Source organism: Mesorhizobium sp. CNPSo 4661 (assembly GCF_057784215.1).
Map to the genome: position 1 here is coordinate 22232 of NZ_JBWGIO010000034.1, position 15634 is coordinate 37865.

Genomic DNA, 15634 nt, shown 5'->3' on the forward strand with positions numbered 1-15634 from the left:
AGATAAACGGAAATGGGAGGAGATCGACCATGGCGTCCTCAGGCGCGAGCCAATGGCCTAGCAACAGCGGCAATGACGGGATATCGGACGAACAGGCTGCCCGCCTGCGCGAGCGCGCGCGCTTCGTGCGGTTGGAGACGATCAGGCTGATTTCGATTGCCAAAGTCGGCCACTACTCGTCGGTCTTTTCCTGCGCCGAGATCTTCTCGACGCTCTACTACGACACGATGCGGATCCGCCGCGGCGAGCCGGGCTGGCCCGAACGCGATCGCTTCCTGATGGGCAAGGGCCATGCGGCGGTCGGCCAGTTCCCGATCCTCGCCGATCTCGACTTCTTCGACCGCTCCTGGCTCGACGATTACACCCGCCTCGGCAGCCCGCTCGGCGATCACCCCGACATGCGCAAGGTGCCCGGCGTCGATTTCAGCTCCGGTTCGATCGGCCATGCGCTTTCCAACGGCGTCGGCATGGCGCTCGGCGGCCGCTTCCACGGAAAAGACTTCAACGTCTTCGTCCTGCTCGGCGACGGCGAGATGCAGGAAGGGCAGGTGTGGGAAGCCGCCATCAGCGCCGCCACCCACCGGTTGGGCAGGCTGGTCGCAATCGTCGACCGCAACGGCTACCAGCTCGACGGCAAGGTCGACGATGTCGCCGCGGTCGAACCGCTGGACGAAAAGTGGCGCGCCTTCGGCTGGGAGGTGCATGAGGTCGACGGCCACGACGTCGTCGCGCTCGCCAACCTGCTGCGCAAGGTCAAGGCCGACACCGGCCGCGAGAAACCCTGCTGCATCATCGCCAAAACGCTCAAGGGCAAAGGCATCGACTACATGGAGACCGAACCTGGCTGGCACCTCGGCTATCTCGCGCCGGAAGACGAAGCCCGCGCCCGCGAGATGATCCTCGAAGGTGCGAAATGAGCGCAGCCTTGCATCCCGACAGCTGGCAGTACCGCGAGCTCAACAAGCGCGCGCCCTCGCTCGCAACCCTCGCCGACACGCTGATCGAGCTCGCCGAAGCCGGCCATCCGGTCGTCGCCGGCACCGCCGATCTGCAGCACTCCAACGGCCTCGTCGGCTTTGCCCGGCGCTTTCCCGAGCGCTTCACGCAGTTCGGCATCTCCGAGCAGAACATGGTCTCGGCCGCGGCCGGCATGGCGACCACTGGCGTCATGCCCTATGTCGCGACCTTCGCCTCTTTCCTGGCGCTGCTTTGCTGCGAGCAGATCCGCATGGACGTCGCCTATTGCGCGCAGCCGGTTCGCCTGATCGGCCACCACACCGGCATCTCGCTCGGCTTCTATGGCACCTCGCACCACGCAACCGAGGATATCGCCATCATGCGCTCGATCGCCGACCTGACGGTCGTCTCGACTGCGGACGGCCCGCAATTCGCTGCGGCGCTGCGCGCTTCGGTGAAGCACCCGCAGCCGATCTATTTCCGCATCTCGCGCGGCCACGATCCGGTCGTCTACGCCGAGAACGCGCCATTCGAATTCGGTAAGGCGGTGGTCCATGGCATCGGCAACGACATCACCATCATCGCCTGCGGCATGGCGGTGCACTCGGCCAAGCAGGCGATGGAGGCCTTGAACGGCAAGGGCCATTCCGTCGGCCTCATCGACATGCACACGATCAAGCCGCTCGACCGCGAGGCGGTGATGGCGGCGGCGCGCAAGTCGCGCATCATCCTGACTGTCGAGGAGCACAATATCCTCGGCGGCCTGGGTGGCGCCGTCGCCGAAGTGCTGGCCGAGGAAGGCGGCGGCGCAAGGCTTGTACGGCATGGCATCAAGGACGAGTACAGCCTCATCGCGCCGCCGACCCATCTCTACCGTCACTACAAGCTCGATGCGGCCGGCGTCGAAAGCGTCGCGCAATCCCTGCTCGCTTAGAGCAATTCCAGGAAAAGTGTGAGCGGTTTTCCGTTCGGAATTGCATAAAAACAAAGGGATAGAGCGGTTTGCCGTTTCCGTGAAACGGTGAAACGCTCCAGAGCATGATCCCGAAAAGTGGGAAGCGGTTTTCGGAAAAGATCATGCTCCAACAAACAGCTGAGCAGGACGACGATTCTACGAAATCGTCATCCTGCTCTAGCAGGCACGTCAATACAGTGAAGGAAAAAGCGTCTATTGGTTATATCTTGTAGAATCACCACCGGCAGAAGACGCCACACAACAATGCCGAGGAGACCTTTGCCGTGAACATTCAGCCGCTCGAGCAAGGCAACCTGTCCGCACGCGCCTATGTCGCCCTTCGCGAAGGGCTGATCGCGGGGCAGTTCCGGCCGGGCCAGCGCCTGGTGATGCAGGATCTCGCCGACCAGCTCGGCACCAGCGTCACCCCTGCCCGCGAAGCCTGCCTGCGGCTGGTCAGCGAGCGCGGCCTGGAGCTGCGCTCGGGCCGCTTCGTCACCGTGCCGGCACTGACGCTGGCGCGCTATATGGAGGTGCGCACCATAAGGCTGTCGCTGGAGGGCCTTGCCGCCGGGCTTGCCGCCCAGAATGCAACGAAGGATGACATCGACAAGCTGACCGCCATCCAGAAAGTGTTCGAGAAGGCGGACCGGGCCGGCGATCCGGAACTTTCATTCCGCTACAACCGCGACTTCCACTTCACCGTCTATCGACTGTCCGGCATGGAGATGCTGGTCGCTCATATCGAGAGCCTGTGGGTCTCGATGGGGCCGATGCTGACCGTCTTCTTCAAGGAAGGCGAGCACAAATATGTCGGCGCCGCCGAGCATCTGACGGTGATCGAGGGGTTGCGCGAGAAGAATTCGGAAAAGGCGCGCACCGCCATAGAGCGGGACCTCATCCTGGGCGGCGAGGATTTCCTGCGCTTCCTGCAGGGACACGAAGGCTTCGTCGCGCCGTAACCTCTGTCAGGCCTGCAGCCGCGCGACCGCCGCCAGAGCCTCGTCCGTCACCGCCAGCGCCTCGTCGATATCGGCCTTTTGGTGGGCAGCCGACAGAAACAGCGTGTGCGCCGGATGCAGGTAGACGCCGCGGGCGAGCGCTTCCAGGCAGAACGTGTCGCCGAGCTTGCGATCCACGTCGTTCTCGAACAACAGCACCGGCATCTGCACAGGCCCGCTTTGCCGCAAGGGCACGCCGTGCTTGCGTGCCTGCGCATCGAGGCCGTCGCGGAAACGCTGGCCCATGGCCCGCATATGCGCCAGCGCATCGACGGCGCGCAGCTTCCGGATCGTGGCGATCGCCGCCGCCATCGATACGCCGGCGGTCCAGAAGGAGCCGGTGGTGAAGATGCGCGTCGCTCCCTCGCGAAAACGGTCGTTGCCGGTGACGGCCGCCAGCGCATGGCCGTTGGCGATCGCCTTGCTCCAGGCGGCCATGTCCGGCCGCACGCCGACCGTTTCCCAGCTGCCGCCCATATTGAGGCGGAAGCCGGCGCGCACGTCGTCGACGATCAGCGCGGCATCGGCGCTGTCGGCGAGCGCGCGCGCCTTTCGCGCAAACGCCACGGTCGGCAATTCATGCGGCTTGCCAAGGTCGTGCTTGAAGGCCGAGACCAGTATCGCGGCGAGATCGCCCCTGCACAGCTCGGCCGCAGCCTCCAGGCTCTCGACGTTGTTATAGTCGTAATAGACAAGATGCGCGCGGTCTTCCTCCGTGACGCCGGCGACCGATGGCGAGCACCAGGGAATGGCGCCGTGATAGGCCCCGCGCGCGACCATGATCTTGCGGCGCCCGGTGCCCGCGCGCGCGATCGTCAGGCAGGCCGTCGTCGCGTCGGTACCGTTCTTGGAGAACATCGCCCAATCGGCATGCGGGATGGTCTCGACCATGAGTTCCGCCAATTCGACCAGCCGCTCGCTCGGCCCGTTCATCGCATCGCCGAGCGCCCGCTGCCTGTCGGCCTCGGCCTCGACGTCGGCATCGCCATAGCCTAGAATCATCGGCCCCCAGCCGCAGAGGAAATCGATGTACTCGCGCCCGTCCACGTCCCAGGTGCGGCACCCTTGCGCGCGTGAGAAGTACTGGGGGTACCCGACCGGCAGGCGCGGTGCATTCTGATGCCCCCACATGCCGCCGGGGATGACGCGCTTTGCCCGGGCGCGCAAGGCGCCGTCGATGCTCTTCGAATGCTGGTCCATGGAAGGATGCCCCCGTCTGACGTCGTTCCGCCCGACTCGCCAAGACTTGTTTGCAGCATTCGATATATCATGTATCATCTGCATACAATAGTTCGGGGACGCGGAGAAAATGCAGCCCATCATCGGCATCGTTGCCGACGATCTCACCGGCGGCATGGAAACGGCCGCGATGCTGGTGGCGCTCGGCGTCGACTGCGGCCTCGTGACCAGGCCTGCTCTGGTCCAGCATTTCGCCAACTCGCCCGCCGTGGTCGTCGCTCAGAAGACACGTGTCATTTCCGCCGCCGAAGCCGTGCGGAAATCGGAAGATGCCGCACAGCGGCTGCTCGACATCGGCGCGAGGCGGCTGTTTTTCAAATATTGCGCCACCTTCGATTCCACCGATGACGGCAATATCGGCCCGGTGGCCGACAGTTTGCTGGCCCTGACACGGGCCACGCACACCGGCTTCTGCCCGAGTTCCGGCGATCTCGCGCGCAGCGTTTTCCAGGGCCATCTCTTCGTCGGCGCGCAGCTCGTCTCGGAGTCGCCGAAACGGTTCGATCCGCTGACCCCGATGACCGATCCCAATCTCGTCCGCGTGCTGCAACGGCAGTCGAGACTCGCCGTCGGGCTGTTGCCGCACAATGTCGTGCGGGCGGAGCCCGCCAGCCGCCAAGCCTATCTCGACCATCTGGTCGCGCAAGGTGTGCGGCACGTCATCATGGACGCGATCTATGCCGAAGATCTTGCCGCGGTCGCGGCGCTCACCGTCGATTGGCCGCTGATGACCGGCAACGCGCCGATCATCCGTCACTATCCCGCGCTTTGGCGCGAGCGCGGCTGGCTCGACGACGCGCCGCCGAAACGGCCGCTGCCGGCGGTGGAAGGCCCGGGCGTGGTGTTGGCAGGCAGTTGCGCGGAACGCACGCTGGAGCAGCTCGCTGCGTTCGAGCAGGCAAGGCCGGTGCATCGCATCGACATCGCTTCGGTCGGAAGCGTCGAAGCGGCGGTTGAGCAGGCGCTCGACTGGGCGGGCACGCATCTCGACGATGGCCCGATCGCGATCGCCACCTCCGCCGGCCCGGAGCAGGTCGGCACCGCGCAGGCAAGACATGGGCGCGAAGGCGCAGCAGGCGTCGCCGAGGCTATTCTTGGCAGGCTCTCCGTGGAACTGCGCAGGCGCGGCGTCCGGCGCTTCCTCGTCGCGGGCGGCGAGACGTCCGGATCGGTGGTCGAGCAGCTTGGAATAGATCGCTTGAGGATTGGCGCCTACCAGGGTCCGGGCATCGCGCGCGCGACGACGGAAGAAGGCGAGATCGTCGCGCTCAGCCTCAAATCCGGAAAGCTCGGACCACCCGACATGTTCTTGCCGACGCTGGAATCCATGCGGCATCCGGAGTCCTGATGATCAACGAAGACAATCTGCCCAACGCTATTGTGGAAACGGTCAGCCGTCTGCAGGACAAGGGCTTCAATCACGGCAACAGCGGCAATGTGAGCCGGCGGGTATCAGGCGGCATGCTGATCACACCGACGGGAGCCAACAGCAGCAATCTCACGCCGGACCGGCTCGTCCAAGTCGATCCCCACGGCGCCATCAGGGGCGAAGGCCTTCCATCCAGCGAATGGCACATGCACGCCGCGATCCTCAAGGCCTACCCGGCCGCCAATGCGGTGATCCATACCCATGCCGATGCCTGCGTGGCGCTGGCATGCCTGCGCAAGCCGCTGCCGTCGTTCCATTACATGGTCGCGGCCTTCGGCGGCACCGATGTGCGCTGCGCCCGCTACGCCACCTTTGGCACGGCCGATCTCGGGGCGTCGGCGGTCGAGGCGCTCAAGGATCGCACCGCCTGTCTGCTCGCCAATCACGGCATGATCGCCATTGGCAAGACGCTGGAAGCCGCCTTCCAGACCACCGTGAAACTGGAGACGCTGGCGCGTCAGTATCTGATGGCGTTGCAGGTCGGCGAGCCGGCCCTGCTTCCCGAAGCGGAAATGGAGCGGGTCGGCAAGCGATACGGCAATTACGGAAAGGGTTTGTTGCCCGGTTAGCAAGCACGGCGGCACCGTTCTTATGAACCGGATTTTTCGAATGGCTGCGGGCCCGCGATATGGACAGGTCCGGCGGCGTATGATCTTGAGAACCATTGGCCAGATGCGAGAAGCGAGTCCGCTGACGAATGCAGAACCTGCCTGATATCCAGGCGACGAGCCTGTCTTCGCAGATCTACCTGCGTCTTCGCCAGGAGTTGATGTCGGCGCGGCTCCATCCTGGCGACCGGCTGAAGATCCGTGACCTCGCCCAGCAGCTCGGCACCAGCGAGACGCCGGTGCGCGAGGCCATCTTCCAGCTGGTCAAGGACGGCGCGCTGGAGATGAAGCCGGGTTACTACATCCGCGTGCGGCGGATCAGCCTCAAGGAATATCTGGAGTTGCGCGACATCCGGCTGGTGCTCGAGCCCTATGCCGCGTCAAAGGCAATGCCGCACATCGACGAGCCGTTCCTGAAAACCCTAGAGGATATCCATTACAAGCTGATCGAGGCCGAGCGCACAAAGGACTACGCGGCCGCGCTTCAGCACAATTACGACTTCCACTTCGCGGTCCATCGCAAATCGGAAATGCCGCATCTGATCGAGATGATCGAGAGACTGTGGATCCAGGCCGGTCCGTTGCTCAGCCTGCTCTACCCGCATGGCCACCCGACCTATGAAGGCCAGCACCAGCACGTCAACGTGATCGCCGCCTTGCGCGCCAAGGACGAGGCGGCGCTGCGGCACGCCTTCGAACAGGACCTGATCGAGGGCGGCCGCAAATTCGTCGAGCACCTCGCTGCCATCGAGAGCAGGGAAGACACCGCAGGCGAGCTTCCGCGACGGTCGCGGCGCTAGCCGACATCATCCAGAAAACCCCGGCATCCAGGCCCGCTCGATCCGAGGAGAAATCCCCGGATGGGCCGTGAAGGCTAAGCTTTTCCGCCTTGCTCAACGCTGTGTTTTCACCGCTCGCCACGCGGCGCGGAAACCTCATCATGCGCGCTTGCGACCTTCATCATATATGATATATTCTATTTCCAGAGACCAAAAATAAGGGGAGAACAATGAAGCTTCGCAATGGGATTTTGGGAATGGCGCTCGGCCTCTTGATGGGCGGCGTCTCCTGCTCGGCATTCGCCGACGACGCGTCCACCTTCGTTTATGCCGATGCCGGCGAGCCGAGCACCATCGACCCGGCCAAGGCCAACGTGAACTGGGAGTTCACGGTCACCCGCAACATCTACGATCGACTGGTCGACTTCGACCTCTCCGATCCGTCCAAATTGCTGCCGGCGCTTGCAACGGACTGGAAGCAGGACGGCAAGGTCTGGACCTTCAAGCTGCGCGACGGCGTCACCTTCCACGACGGCACCGCCTTTGACGCCAACGACGTCAAGGCGACGCTCGACCGGCTGCTGAAGATCGGCCAGGGCCAGTCCTATCTGGTCGACGACATCGCCAGCGTCACAGTGGTCGATCCCAAGACCGTCACGATCGAGACCAAGGCGCCGACCGTCTTCCTCGCGTCCAACCTCAGCCGTATCGAGATGCTGTCCGACGAGGACATCGCCAAGCACAAGGACGATCTCGGCCAGGCCTGGTTCAACGAGAACGCCAACGGCACCGGCCCCTACGAATTCGTGTCCTGGACGCGCGGCACCCAGATCGAGTTGAAGCGCAACGACAAATGGTGGGGCAAGTTCCCCGAAAAGCCCTTCGACCGCGTGCTCGACCGTTTCGTCACCGACGGCGCCAACCGCGCCCGTGGCCTTGAAGGCGGTGAGTTCGACCTCGCCAATTTCGTGCCGCTCGACGAGGCGCTGCGCATCGGCACCAGCAGCGGCTTCCATCTGGTCGAAGGCAACAATCTGTGGGCCTGGCCGGCGATCTATCTCAACATGGATCTGGCGCCGACCAACAACAAGGATTTCCGCGAGGCTCTGGTAAAAGCGTTCGACTACAACGCCATGGTGCAGTCCTTCCAGGGCAAGGCCGAAGTCGGCCGCGGCCCGGTGCCCTCCTGGTTCCCCGGCAGCCCTGAAAAGGAAGAGGCCGAGATCAAGACCGACCTCGACGGCGCCAAGGCGGCGCTTGCCAAATCGGGTCTCGCCAATGCCAAGATGAAGTGCTCGGTGCCCGCCGGCTTCCCGGAATTCCGTTTCGCCGCGACCGTTCTCCAATCGTCGGCCCAGCAGCTCGGCGTCACCGTCGAGATCGAGGAGCAGCCCTTCGTCGAGGCGATCACCGCCATCAAATCCGACAAGAGCAACTGCTTCGTGCTCGGCAACGCCAACCTCAGTCCGTCGGACGCGACTAAGTTCTTCGCCGCGCACTATCTCAAGGGCGGGTTCTACAATTCCGGCAAATTCTTCGACCAGACGCTGCAAGACCTCGTGGCCAAGCTGCCGACGATCGCCGACCCGACCGAGCGCGGCAAGCTGCTCAAGCAGGCGGCCGATATCGTGGTGGACTCGCACTACATCATCTGGACCGCGCGGCCGAAGACCGTGGTGCCCGAGCCTGACCGGATCGGCGGCTACCGCATCGACCCGGCCGAATACATCAACGCCCGGTTCTGGGAAATGTACAGCAAGTAGCAGCAGCGGGGTGAGCATGCGGACAGCACGGTTGTGATCGCCTTCCTGTTCAAGCGTCTGGTGTGGGGTCTTGTCGTCCTCATCGCCGTCGCGGTCATAACCTTCTTCCTCAGCCGTGTCGTTCCGGCCGACCCCGCCGCCTTTCTGGCGGGCCAGAACGCCTCCGAAGAAACCGTGCAGCGCATCCGCATCGAGCATGGTCTCGACCGCCCGCTGCCGGAGCAGTTCGCCTCCTACATGATCGGCCTCGCCAAGGGTGACCTCGGCGAGTCCATCCGCACGCGCCGCAACGTCAGCACCGACCTCAAGCAGTATCTGCCGGCGACGCTGGAACTGCTGATCGTCAGCTTCGTCCTCTATCTGGCGATCAGCTTCTCGCTGGCGGTGCTCGCCGCCCGCCGCCCCGGCGGCGCGGTGGACGGCGCGATCCGCCTTATCACCATGATCGGCACCGGCATTCCCGTCTTCTGGCTCGGCATGACGCTGCAGTTCTTCTTTTTCTACAAACTGCACTGGCTGCCGCTGGGCTCGCGCTTCCCGATCCGCGAGACGGCGCCGCCTGTGATCAGCGGCTTCCTGCTCATCGATTCCTTGCTGGCCGGCAGCCTCTCGGCCTTTCTCGCCAGCCTGAAGCACCTGGCGCTTCCCGCCGCGACCATCGTCGTCAACCTGCTCGCGGTCGGCACGCGGCTGTCGCGCGCCGCCCTCATCCAGGAGCAGAGCCGGCTCTACGTGCGCACGGCGCGCGGCAAGGGCCTGTCGCCCAACCGCATCCTGTTCAAGCACATCTTGCGCAACGCCTTGTCGCCGATCCTGACGGCGACCACCATGCAGTTCGGCTACATGATCAGCTGGGTGATCCTTGTCGAGGTCATCTTCGACTGGCCCGGCATCGGCCTCTACGCCTACCAGTCGTTCCAGGTCTTCGACTATTCGCCGGTCATCGCGCTGGCGATCGTCTCGACGGCCGGCTTCGTGATCATCAACCTGGTGATGGACCTTCTCTATCCGGTGATCGATCCACGCGTGCAGAGTGTCGGCTCATGAGCATTTCGACCCAGCTTACGCGCTGGACCATCGCAAGGCCGAGGGGCGTGCTGCTGCCGCTTGCGCTGCTGATGGTGGTGATCCTGGCCGCCTTCACGCTTTTGCCCGGCCTGATCGCGCCGCACGACCCGATCGCGCTTGCCATGGCAGACCGGCTGAAACCGCCGAGCCTCACGCATGTCTTCGGCACGGACGAGGGTGGCCGCGATGTCTTCTCGCGCATCGTCTACGGCACCCGCTATTCACTGGGCATTGCGATCGCCATCGTCTTCGCTTCCGCCTTGTTCGGCGTGGTCTATGGCGCGGTCTCCGGCATGGCGCGCCAGAGCATCGACAATTTCATGATGCGCATCGTCGACCTGTTTTTCGGCTTCCCGGCGCTGGTGCTGGCGTTGGCCGTCGCCGCCTCGATCGGGCGCGGCCTCGACAGCGTGGCGCTGTCGCTCGCGATAATCTGGTGGCCCGGCTATGCGCGGCTGGTGCGCGGCGAGGTGCTGCGCCTGCGCGAACGGCCGCATGTCGAGGCCGCCCGCGCGCTCGGCGTGTCGGAGATGACCATCCTGCGCCGCCACATCATTCCTTTCGTCATCCAGGGGGTGAATGTGCGCGTCACCACCGACATCGGCTACGCGCTGGTTGCCGTCACCGCCCTTTCCTTCCTCGGTCTCGGCGCCAATTCGCCGACGCCGGAATGGGGCCTGCTGATCCGCGACTCGCGTCCCTATTTCGGCTCGGCCTGGTGGTATCTGGTCTTTCCCGGCACCATGATCATGCTGACCGCCACCGCCTTCTCGCTGATCGGCGACGCGCTCGCGTCGAGGCGGGCCGCATGATCCTGTCGGTTCGCGACTTCGCAATCGGCTTCCAGCGCGAGGGCCAGAACCTCGTCGCGGTGGACGGCATTTCCTTCGACGTCGAAGCGGGCGAGACCTTCGTCATCATCGGCGAGTCCGGCTCGGGCAAGTCGCTGACCGGCATGTCGATCGCCGGGCTGCAGCCGCCCACCGCCTTCGTCTCCGGCTCGATCCGCTTCAAGGATCGCGAAATGCTGAAGCGGCCCGATGCCGAACTGCGCAAGCTGCGCGGCCCGGAGATCGGCCTGATCTATCAGGACCCGCTGAGCTCGCTGAACCCGGTCTGGCCGGTCGGTGACCAGATCGCGGAGACCCTCGTCGCGCACGGCCTTGCCGGCCGCGCCGAGGCAAGAAAGCGTGCCGTGGAGATGCTGGAGCGCGTCCGCATTCCCGACCCGCGCCGCGTCGCCTCCGCCTATCCGCACGAGATCAGCGGCGGCATGCGGCAGCGCGCCATGATCGCGATGGCACTGGCCGCCGGGCCGAGCCTTTTGATCGCCGACGAGCCGACGACGGCGCTCGACGTCACCATCAAGGCGCAGATGCTCGAGCTGCTTGCCGAGCTGAAGCGCGAGCTGGCGCTGACGATCATCCTGATCACCCACGACATGGGCGTCGTCGCTGAAGTCGCCGACCGGATCCTCGTGCTCTATGCCGGCCGCATCGCCGAGGTCGGGCCGGCCGATTCCATCATGCTGCAGCCCTCGCACCCCTACACCGCGGCGTTGATGACCAGCGCCATGATTTCGCAAACGCCGGCCAAGCAGGAGCTCAACGCCATCGTCGGCGGCGCGCCCGGGCTGGGCGCCTTCCCATCGGGCTGCCGCTTCCATCCGCGCTGTCCGCGCGCGCAGGACGACTGCAAGGCCATCGAGCCGCCGCGGCGCAAATTCGGCGCCGTGGAGCTTGCCTGCCACCATCCGATCGAGGCGGCGATGCCCCTTCAGGTCGCGAGGAGCTGACCATGGCGCTTCTCGAGCTCGATGCCGTCTCGAAGACCTTTTCGCAGCGCCGAGGCGGCCGCGCGGTGCAGGCGGTGGCCGGTGTTTCGGTGGCAGTCGGCAAGGGAGAGACGCTGGGGCTGGTCGGCGAGAGCGGATGCGGAAAATCCACCCTTGCCCGGCTGGCACTCAAGCTGGTCGACGTGACGGACGGGCGCGTGCGCTTCGACGGCATCGACGTGACCGGATTCGCCAGCCGGCGCATGCTGCCGATCCGCCGCCGCCTGCAGGCCGTGTTCCAGGATCCGCTCGCCTCGCTCAACGCGCGCATGACCATCGCCGAGGTGATGCGCGAGCCGTTTGATACCCATGGCGTCAAGCTTGGCGCCGGGCTTGAGCCACGCATGCGCGAGCTTCTCTCCTTCGTCGGGCTGGAGAACATCGACATCCAAAAACTGCCCGGACAGTTTTCCGGCGGCCAGCTGCAGCGCATCGCCATCGCAAGGGCGCTGGCGCTCGAACCGGAAATCATCGTCGCCGACGAGCCGACCTCGGCGCTCGATCCGTCGATCCAGGCGCAGATCGTCAACCTGATGCTGCAGATCCAGCGCAAGCGCGGCATCTCCTACCTGATCATCTCGCATGACCTCGACGTCATCGGTCACGTCGCCGACCGCATTGCGGTGATGTATCTCGGCACCATCATCGAGCAGGGAACGGCCGACGCGATCATGCAGCGGCCGCTGCATCCTTACACGCAGGCGCTGCTGTCGGCCGCGCCGACGCTTGCCGCGCGCCGCCAGGTCGGCTGGAAACGCATCATGCTCACCGGCGATCCGCCCAATCCGGCCGACGTGCCATCCGGCTGCCGGTTCCAGCCGCGCTGCCACCTGGCGCGCGACATCTGCCGGGAGAAGGTGCCGGCGCTGCGCGCCATGCCCGGCACCGGCCAGATGGTGGCCTGCCACCTTGCGCCCGAAGAAACGGCACGGGCGGGCGCCGAGGTGGGACGCGCCAGGCGCGGGCTGGCCGCCGCCAGCTAGAAGCACATCGAAGGGGAGAGAGGCGCTATGAAACGGTCGAAGGAAATCCATGTGACGGGCCTGGGCTTTCCGGAGGGGCCAGTGGCGCTCCCGGACGGTTCGATCGCCTTCGTCGACCTGCTGCACGCCAAGGTCCGCGCCTTCAAGGACGGTGCCGTGCGCGAACTGGCAACGCTGCCTGGCGCGCCCAACGGCATGCGGCTTGGCCCGGATGGGGCGCTCTATGTCTGCAACAATGGCGGCCTTGCGCCGGAATCGCTTGAGAAGCTGCACTTCGCCGCGCCGATGATCCCCGGCTGCATCCAGCGCCTGCAACTCGACGGTCGCTGGGAGAATTTCGCCGACCAGTTGCCGGGCGCAAAACCGTCGCGGCCGAACGACCTGATCTTCACGCCGGCAGGCGAGATCGTGTTCACCGACCCGCAGAACTGGGAGGTGCTGGGCGCCGACCACGCAGCCTATCATGGCGGGCAGTTGCTTGTGGCGGGACAGGACCGGAAGGTCCGCGCGCTGGCCAAGATGACCGGCTTTCCGAACGGGCTGGTGTTCCATCCCGACGGCTCGCTGATCGTCGGCATCACCACGGAGCATCGTCTGCTGCGCTTCGACTGGAACGGCGGCAGCGTCGGCGCGATGACCGAATGGGTTCTTCTCGACGACCGCTTCAATCCCGACGGCATGGTCTTCCACGAGGGCCTGCTCTACGTCACCGGCAGCACCGGCGACCGGGTCGCGATCCTCGACACCACTGGACGGCTGGTCGAGATGATTGATTGCGGCGAAGGCAGCGACCCGACCAATTGCTGCGTCCATGACGGCCGGCTCTGGGTGACGCTTGGCCTGCCCGGCCAGCTCGTCTCGTACACGCTTTGACCGACCTTTCCAGCTGATGATCTGAGTGAGCAAGCCCATGTCCCGAGAAGACGATTTTGTTCCGCCCGAGCTCGGCCCCGTCAACATCCGCCCGCGCAAAGCCTGGGCGATGTCCGCCGACGAGCATTGGCACTCCAACCCCTGGTACGAGGCGCCGCGCGGCGACCCCGCCCTGCCCGAGGTCTATACCTACACGGACACGATGTCCTACGACCCGGGCGACGAGGTCGTCTTCCACTCCTCGACCACCGCGCCGCATTGGACCCTGGAGATCTACCGCGACGGCTATCGGCCGGAGACCGTCCACAAGGTCGAGGACATCGCTGGCGTCTTCGCGCCGACGCCGGCGGATGCATACCGCTCCGGCTGCGGCTGGCCCGTCAGCCACCGCTGGCGCCTGCCGGCCGATCTGCGCTCGGGCTTCTACCGCGTCGTCTCGACCTGCGCCCGCGCCAATGGCGGCAAGTTCGTCCAGCACCATTTCTTCGTCGTGCGGCCGACAGCGGCGACGCGACGCGCGAAGATCCTGATGATCCTACCGACAGGCACCTGGACCGCTTACAATGATTTCGGCGGCGCCAACCACTATTTCGGCGTTGTCGGTCCGAGCAAGGACCAGCCCTCGCCCGTGCTTTCGCTCGAACGCCCGTGGACTCGCGGCGTCGTCTGGTTGCCGCCCGGGGCGCCGCGCATCTGCGCCGACCCGCTGCCGGAGTTCGGCGACGCGCCGCGCTACCCGATGAAGGAATGGGCCTATGCCAACGGCTTCGGCCAGTATTACGCCGCCGCCGGCTGGGCGCAGTTCGACCGCCATTTCGTGCTGTGGGCGGAGAAGGAAGGCTACGAGCTCGATATGATCACGCAGACCGACCTGCACTACAGGCCGGAACTGCTCGATGCCTATCCGTGCGTGACCATTGTCGGCCACGACGAATACTGGACCCGCGAGATGCGGCTGGCGATCGAAGCCTATGTCGAGCGCGGCGGCAGGCTTGCGCGCTTTGGCGCCAACTTCCTCTGGCAGATCCGCCTGGAGGACGACGGCAAGCGCCAGATCTGCCACAAGTTCAACGCCATCAACGCCGATCCGGTCGCCGGCACCGACTTGGCGCATCTGCTCTCAACCGCCTGGGAAGACAAGGACGTCGCCTGGCCTGGCGCCTCGACGGTCGGCGTCAACGGGTTGCATGGGCTCTATGCCTCCTGGGGCGGCTTCGCGCCGCACGGCCAGAAAGGGTTCACCGTCTACCGGCCGGAGCACTGGGTGTTTGCCCGCACCGGGCTGCACTATGCCGACATCTTCGGCGACAAGGAGCGCATCTTCGCCTACGAGGTCGATGGTCTCGACTACACGTTCAGGCATGGCCTGCCCTACCCCGTCCCGGTCGACGGCCAGCCGGAAACGATCGAGATCCTCGCCATGGCGCCGGCGGTGCTTGCCGAGGACGAGCCGGACGGCGAAGGCTTCCGCTACTATGTCCGAAGCAGCGACCATGAGGGCCTAGTGAAATGCGTCACCGGCGAGGTGACGCCGGAAGGGCTTGCCCGCTACAAATACGGCGCCGGCATGATGGTGCATATGACGCGCGGCAAGGGCGAGGTGCTGACCGCCGCGACATGCGAGTGGGTGATGGGTCTCAAGCGCGGCGACCGATTCACCGAGCAGATCACCCGCAACGTGCTCGATCAGTTCACAAACGCATGACGCCGGTTGTCGGAGAATCGTCGCAATAACGAGTCTTTGGACGGTCAGTCGCAAAGCTCAGTTCCTCTTTGCTCTCCCGCGACCAGCCTTTCCCAAAGTTGGAGTTTGAACGGCAGGCAGCTAACCATGGCGGACCGCCGCGATCGCGTGACCGCCCAACAATAAGGCCGCCTCGATCAGATCGAGACGGCCAGAGATTTATGATGAAAGTGGTTGCGGGGACAGGATTTGAACCTGTGACCTTCAGGTTATGAGCCTGACGAGCTACCGGGCTGCTCCACCCCGCGTCACCTACGAGCAAGCGTCTGCTTGCGACTACGAGCAAGCGTTTGCTTGCGAGCTTAGAGGTAAGTTTGAGCTTACCGTATTCAAGAGGGCGCCAAATGAAAGGGCCGCTTGCGCGGCCCGGGATCCCGTTTGGCGGGCCTTATCGTAGAGAG

At 65.0% G+C, this 15634-nt stretch carries 14 protein-coding genes and 1 tRNA gene; 13 read left to right on the top strand and 2 right to left on the bottom strand.

Going from position 1 to position 15634, the window contains the following annotated elements; all coding sequences use genetic code 11:
- Positions 1–29 precede the first annotated feature (29 nt).
- The 3 genes from AC0YKC_RS31525 to AC0YKC_RS31535 all read left to right on the top strand — a co-directional run bounded on the left by AC0YKC_RS31525 (position 30) and on the right by AC0YKC_RS31535 (position 2874).
- Positions 30–917: a transketolase gene (locus AC0YKC_RS31525; protein WP_320298836.1), complete on the top strand. Its 888-nt coding sequence runs from the start codon at positions 30–32 to the stop codon at positions 915–917.
- Positions 914–1891, top strand: a complete 978-nt coding sequence (locus AC0YKC_RS31530; RefSeq protein ID WP_320298837.1) for a transketolase family protein — start codon at positions 914–916, stop codon at positions 1889–1891. The genes AC0YKC_RS31525 and AC0YKC_RS31530 overlap by 4 nt, the downstream gene beginning before the upstream one ends.
- Before the next feature lie 305 nt (positions 1892–2196).
- The gene (locus AC0YKC_RS31535; RefSeq protein WP_434724133.1) at positions 2197–2874 is read left to right on the top strand and encodes a GntR family transcriptional regulator; all 678 of its coding nucleotides are present in this window, start codon (positions 2197–2199) and stop codon (positions 2872–2874) included.
- Positions 2875–2880: 6 nt separating this feature from the next.
- Here the strand turns inward: AC0YKC_RS31535 and AC0YKC_RS31540 are convergent, their stop codons facing one another.
- Positions 2881–4113 carry an aminotransferase class III-fold pyridoxal phosphate-dependent enzyme gene (locus tag AC0YKC_RS31540; RefSeq protein WP_488513881.1) on the bottom strand — a complete coding sequence of 411 codons (1233 nt, stop codon included), beginning with the start codon at positions 4111–4113 and terminating at the stop codon, positions 2881–2883.
- 109 nt (positions 4114–4222) lie between these two features.
- Here AC0YKC_RS31540 and otnK point away from each other — a divergent pair, with 109 nt between their 5' ends.
- From otnK to AC0YKC_RS31590, 10 genes are all read left to right on the top strand, one after another.
- Positions 4223–5500, top strand: coding sequence for a 3-oxo-tetronate kinase (otnK, locus tag AC0YKC_RS31545; RefSeq protein WP_488513882.1), 1278 nt, complete (start codon positions 4223–4225; stop codon positions 5498–5500).
- Complete coding sequence (locus AC0YKC_RS31550; RefSeq protein WP_434724136.1) at positions 5500–6150, top strand: class II aldolase/adducin family protein; 651 nt, start codon at positions 5500–5502, stop codon at positions 6148–6150. Before otnK ends, AC0YKC_RS31550 begins: the two co-directional genes overlap by 1 nt.
- Before the next feature lie 128 nt (positions 6151–6278).
- A complete protein-coding gene (locus AC0YKC_RS31555) occupies positions 6279–6989 on the top strand; it encodes a GntR family transcriptional regulator (RefSeq protein WP_488513883.1) in 711 nt (236 codons plus the stop codon).
- Positions 6990–7225: 236 nt separating this feature from the next.
- Positions 7226–8731 (top strand): ABC transporter substrate-binding protein, encoded by a 1506-nt coding sequence (locus tag AC0YKC_RS31560; RefSeq protein ID WP_488513887.1) that lies wholly within the window; start codon positions 7226–7228, stop codon positions 8729–8731.
- A gap of 33 nt (positions 8732–8764) precedes the next feature.
- The gene (locus AC0YKC_RS31565; RefSeq protein WP_488513884.1) at positions 8765–9778 is read left to right on the top strand and encodes an ABC transporter permease; all 1014 of its coding nucleotides are present in this window, start codon (positions 8765–8767) and stop codon (positions 9776–9778) included.
- Positions 9779–9849: 71 nt separating this feature from the next.
- Complete coding sequence (locus tag AC0YKC_RS31570) at positions 9850–10611, top strand: ABC transporter permease (RefSeq protein WP_488513888.1); 762 nt, start codon at positions 9850–9852, stop codon at positions 10609–10611.
- Positions 10611–11594: an ABC transporter ATP-binding protein gene (locus AC0YKC_RS31575; protein WP_488513889.1), complete on the top strand. Its 984-nt coding sequence runs from the start codon at positions 10611–10613 to the stop codon at positions 11592–11594. Before AC0YKC_RS31570 ends, AC0YKC_RS31575 begins: the two co-directional genes overlap by 1 nt.
- Entirely contained in the window at positions 11591–12616 is a 1026-nt protein-coding gene (locus AC0YKC_RS31580) for an ABC transporter ATP-binding protein (protein ID WP_488513890.1), read from the top strand. Before AC0YKC_RS31575 ends, AC0YKC_RS31580 begins: the two co-directional genes overlap by 4 nt.
- 27 nt (positions 12617–12643) lie before the next feature.
- Positions 12644–13489, top strand: a complete 846-nt coding sequence (locus tag AC0YKC_RS31585; RefSeq protein WP_488513885.1) for an SMP-30/gluconolactonase/LRE family protein — start codon at positions 12644–12646, stop codon at positions 13487–13489.
- 37 nt (positions 13490–13526) lie between these two features.
- Positions 13527–15194: a N,N-dimethylformamidase beta subunit family domain-containing protein gene (locus AC0YKC_RS31590; RefSeq protein WP_488513886.1), complete on the top strand. Its 1668-nt coding sequence runs from the start codon at positions 13527–13529 to the stop codon at positions 15192–15194.
- A gap of 210 nt (positions 15195–15404) precedes the next feature.
- On the opposite strand, the gene AC0YKC_RS31595 is transcribed toward AC0YKC_RS31590, so the two are convergent.
- A tRNA-Met gene (locus AC0YKC_RS31595) sits at positions 15405–15481 on the bottom strand.
- Between the last annotated feature and the right edge of the window lie 153 nt (positions 15482–15634).

Excerpts from the sequence above, each read along its gene's own strand:
- AC0YKC_RS31590 (WP_488513886.1), top strand. The coding sequence starts at position 13,527 with ATGTCCCGAGAAGACGATTTTGTTCCGCCCGAGCTCGGCCCCGTCAAC.
- otnK (WP_488513882.1), top strand. The coding sequence starts at position 4,223 with ATGCAGCCCATCATCGGCATCGTTGCCGACGATCTCACCGGCGGCATG.
- AC0YKC_RS31530 (WP_320298837.1), top strand. The coding sequence starts at position 914 with ATGAGCGCAGCCTTGCATCCCGACAGCTGGCAGTACCGCGAGCTCAAC.
- AC0YKC_RS31560 (WP_488513887.1), top strand. The coding sequence starts at position 7,226 with ATGGCGCTCGGCCTCTTGATGGGCGGCGTCTCCTGCTCGGCATTCGCC.
- AC0YKC_RS31525 (WP_320298836.1), top strand. The coding sequence starts at position 30 with ATGGCGTCCTCAGGCGCGAGCCAATGGCCTAGCAACAGCGGCAATGAC.
- AC0YKC_RS31540 (WP_488513881.1), bottom strand. The coding sequence starts at position 4,113 with ATGGACCAGCATTCGAAGAGCATCGACGGCGCCTTGCGCGCCCGGGCA.
- AC0YKC_RS31570 (WP_488513888.1), top strand. The coding sequence starts at position 9,850 with ATGGTGGTGATCCTGGCCGCCTTCACGCTTTTGCCCGGCCTGATCGCG.
- AC0YKC_RS31585 (WP_488513885.1), top strand. The coding sequence starts at position 12,644 with ATGAAACGGTCGAAGGAAATCCATGTGACGGGCCTGGGCTTTCCGGAG.
- AC0YKC_RS31555 (WP_488513883.1), top strand. The coding sequence starts at position 6,279 with ATGCAGAACCTGCCTGATATCCAGGCGACGAGCCTGTCTTCGCAGATC.
- AC0YKC_RS31550 (WP_434724136.1), top strand. The coding sequence starts at position 5,500 with ATGATCAACGAAGACAATCTGCCCAACGCTATTGTGGAAACGGTCAGC.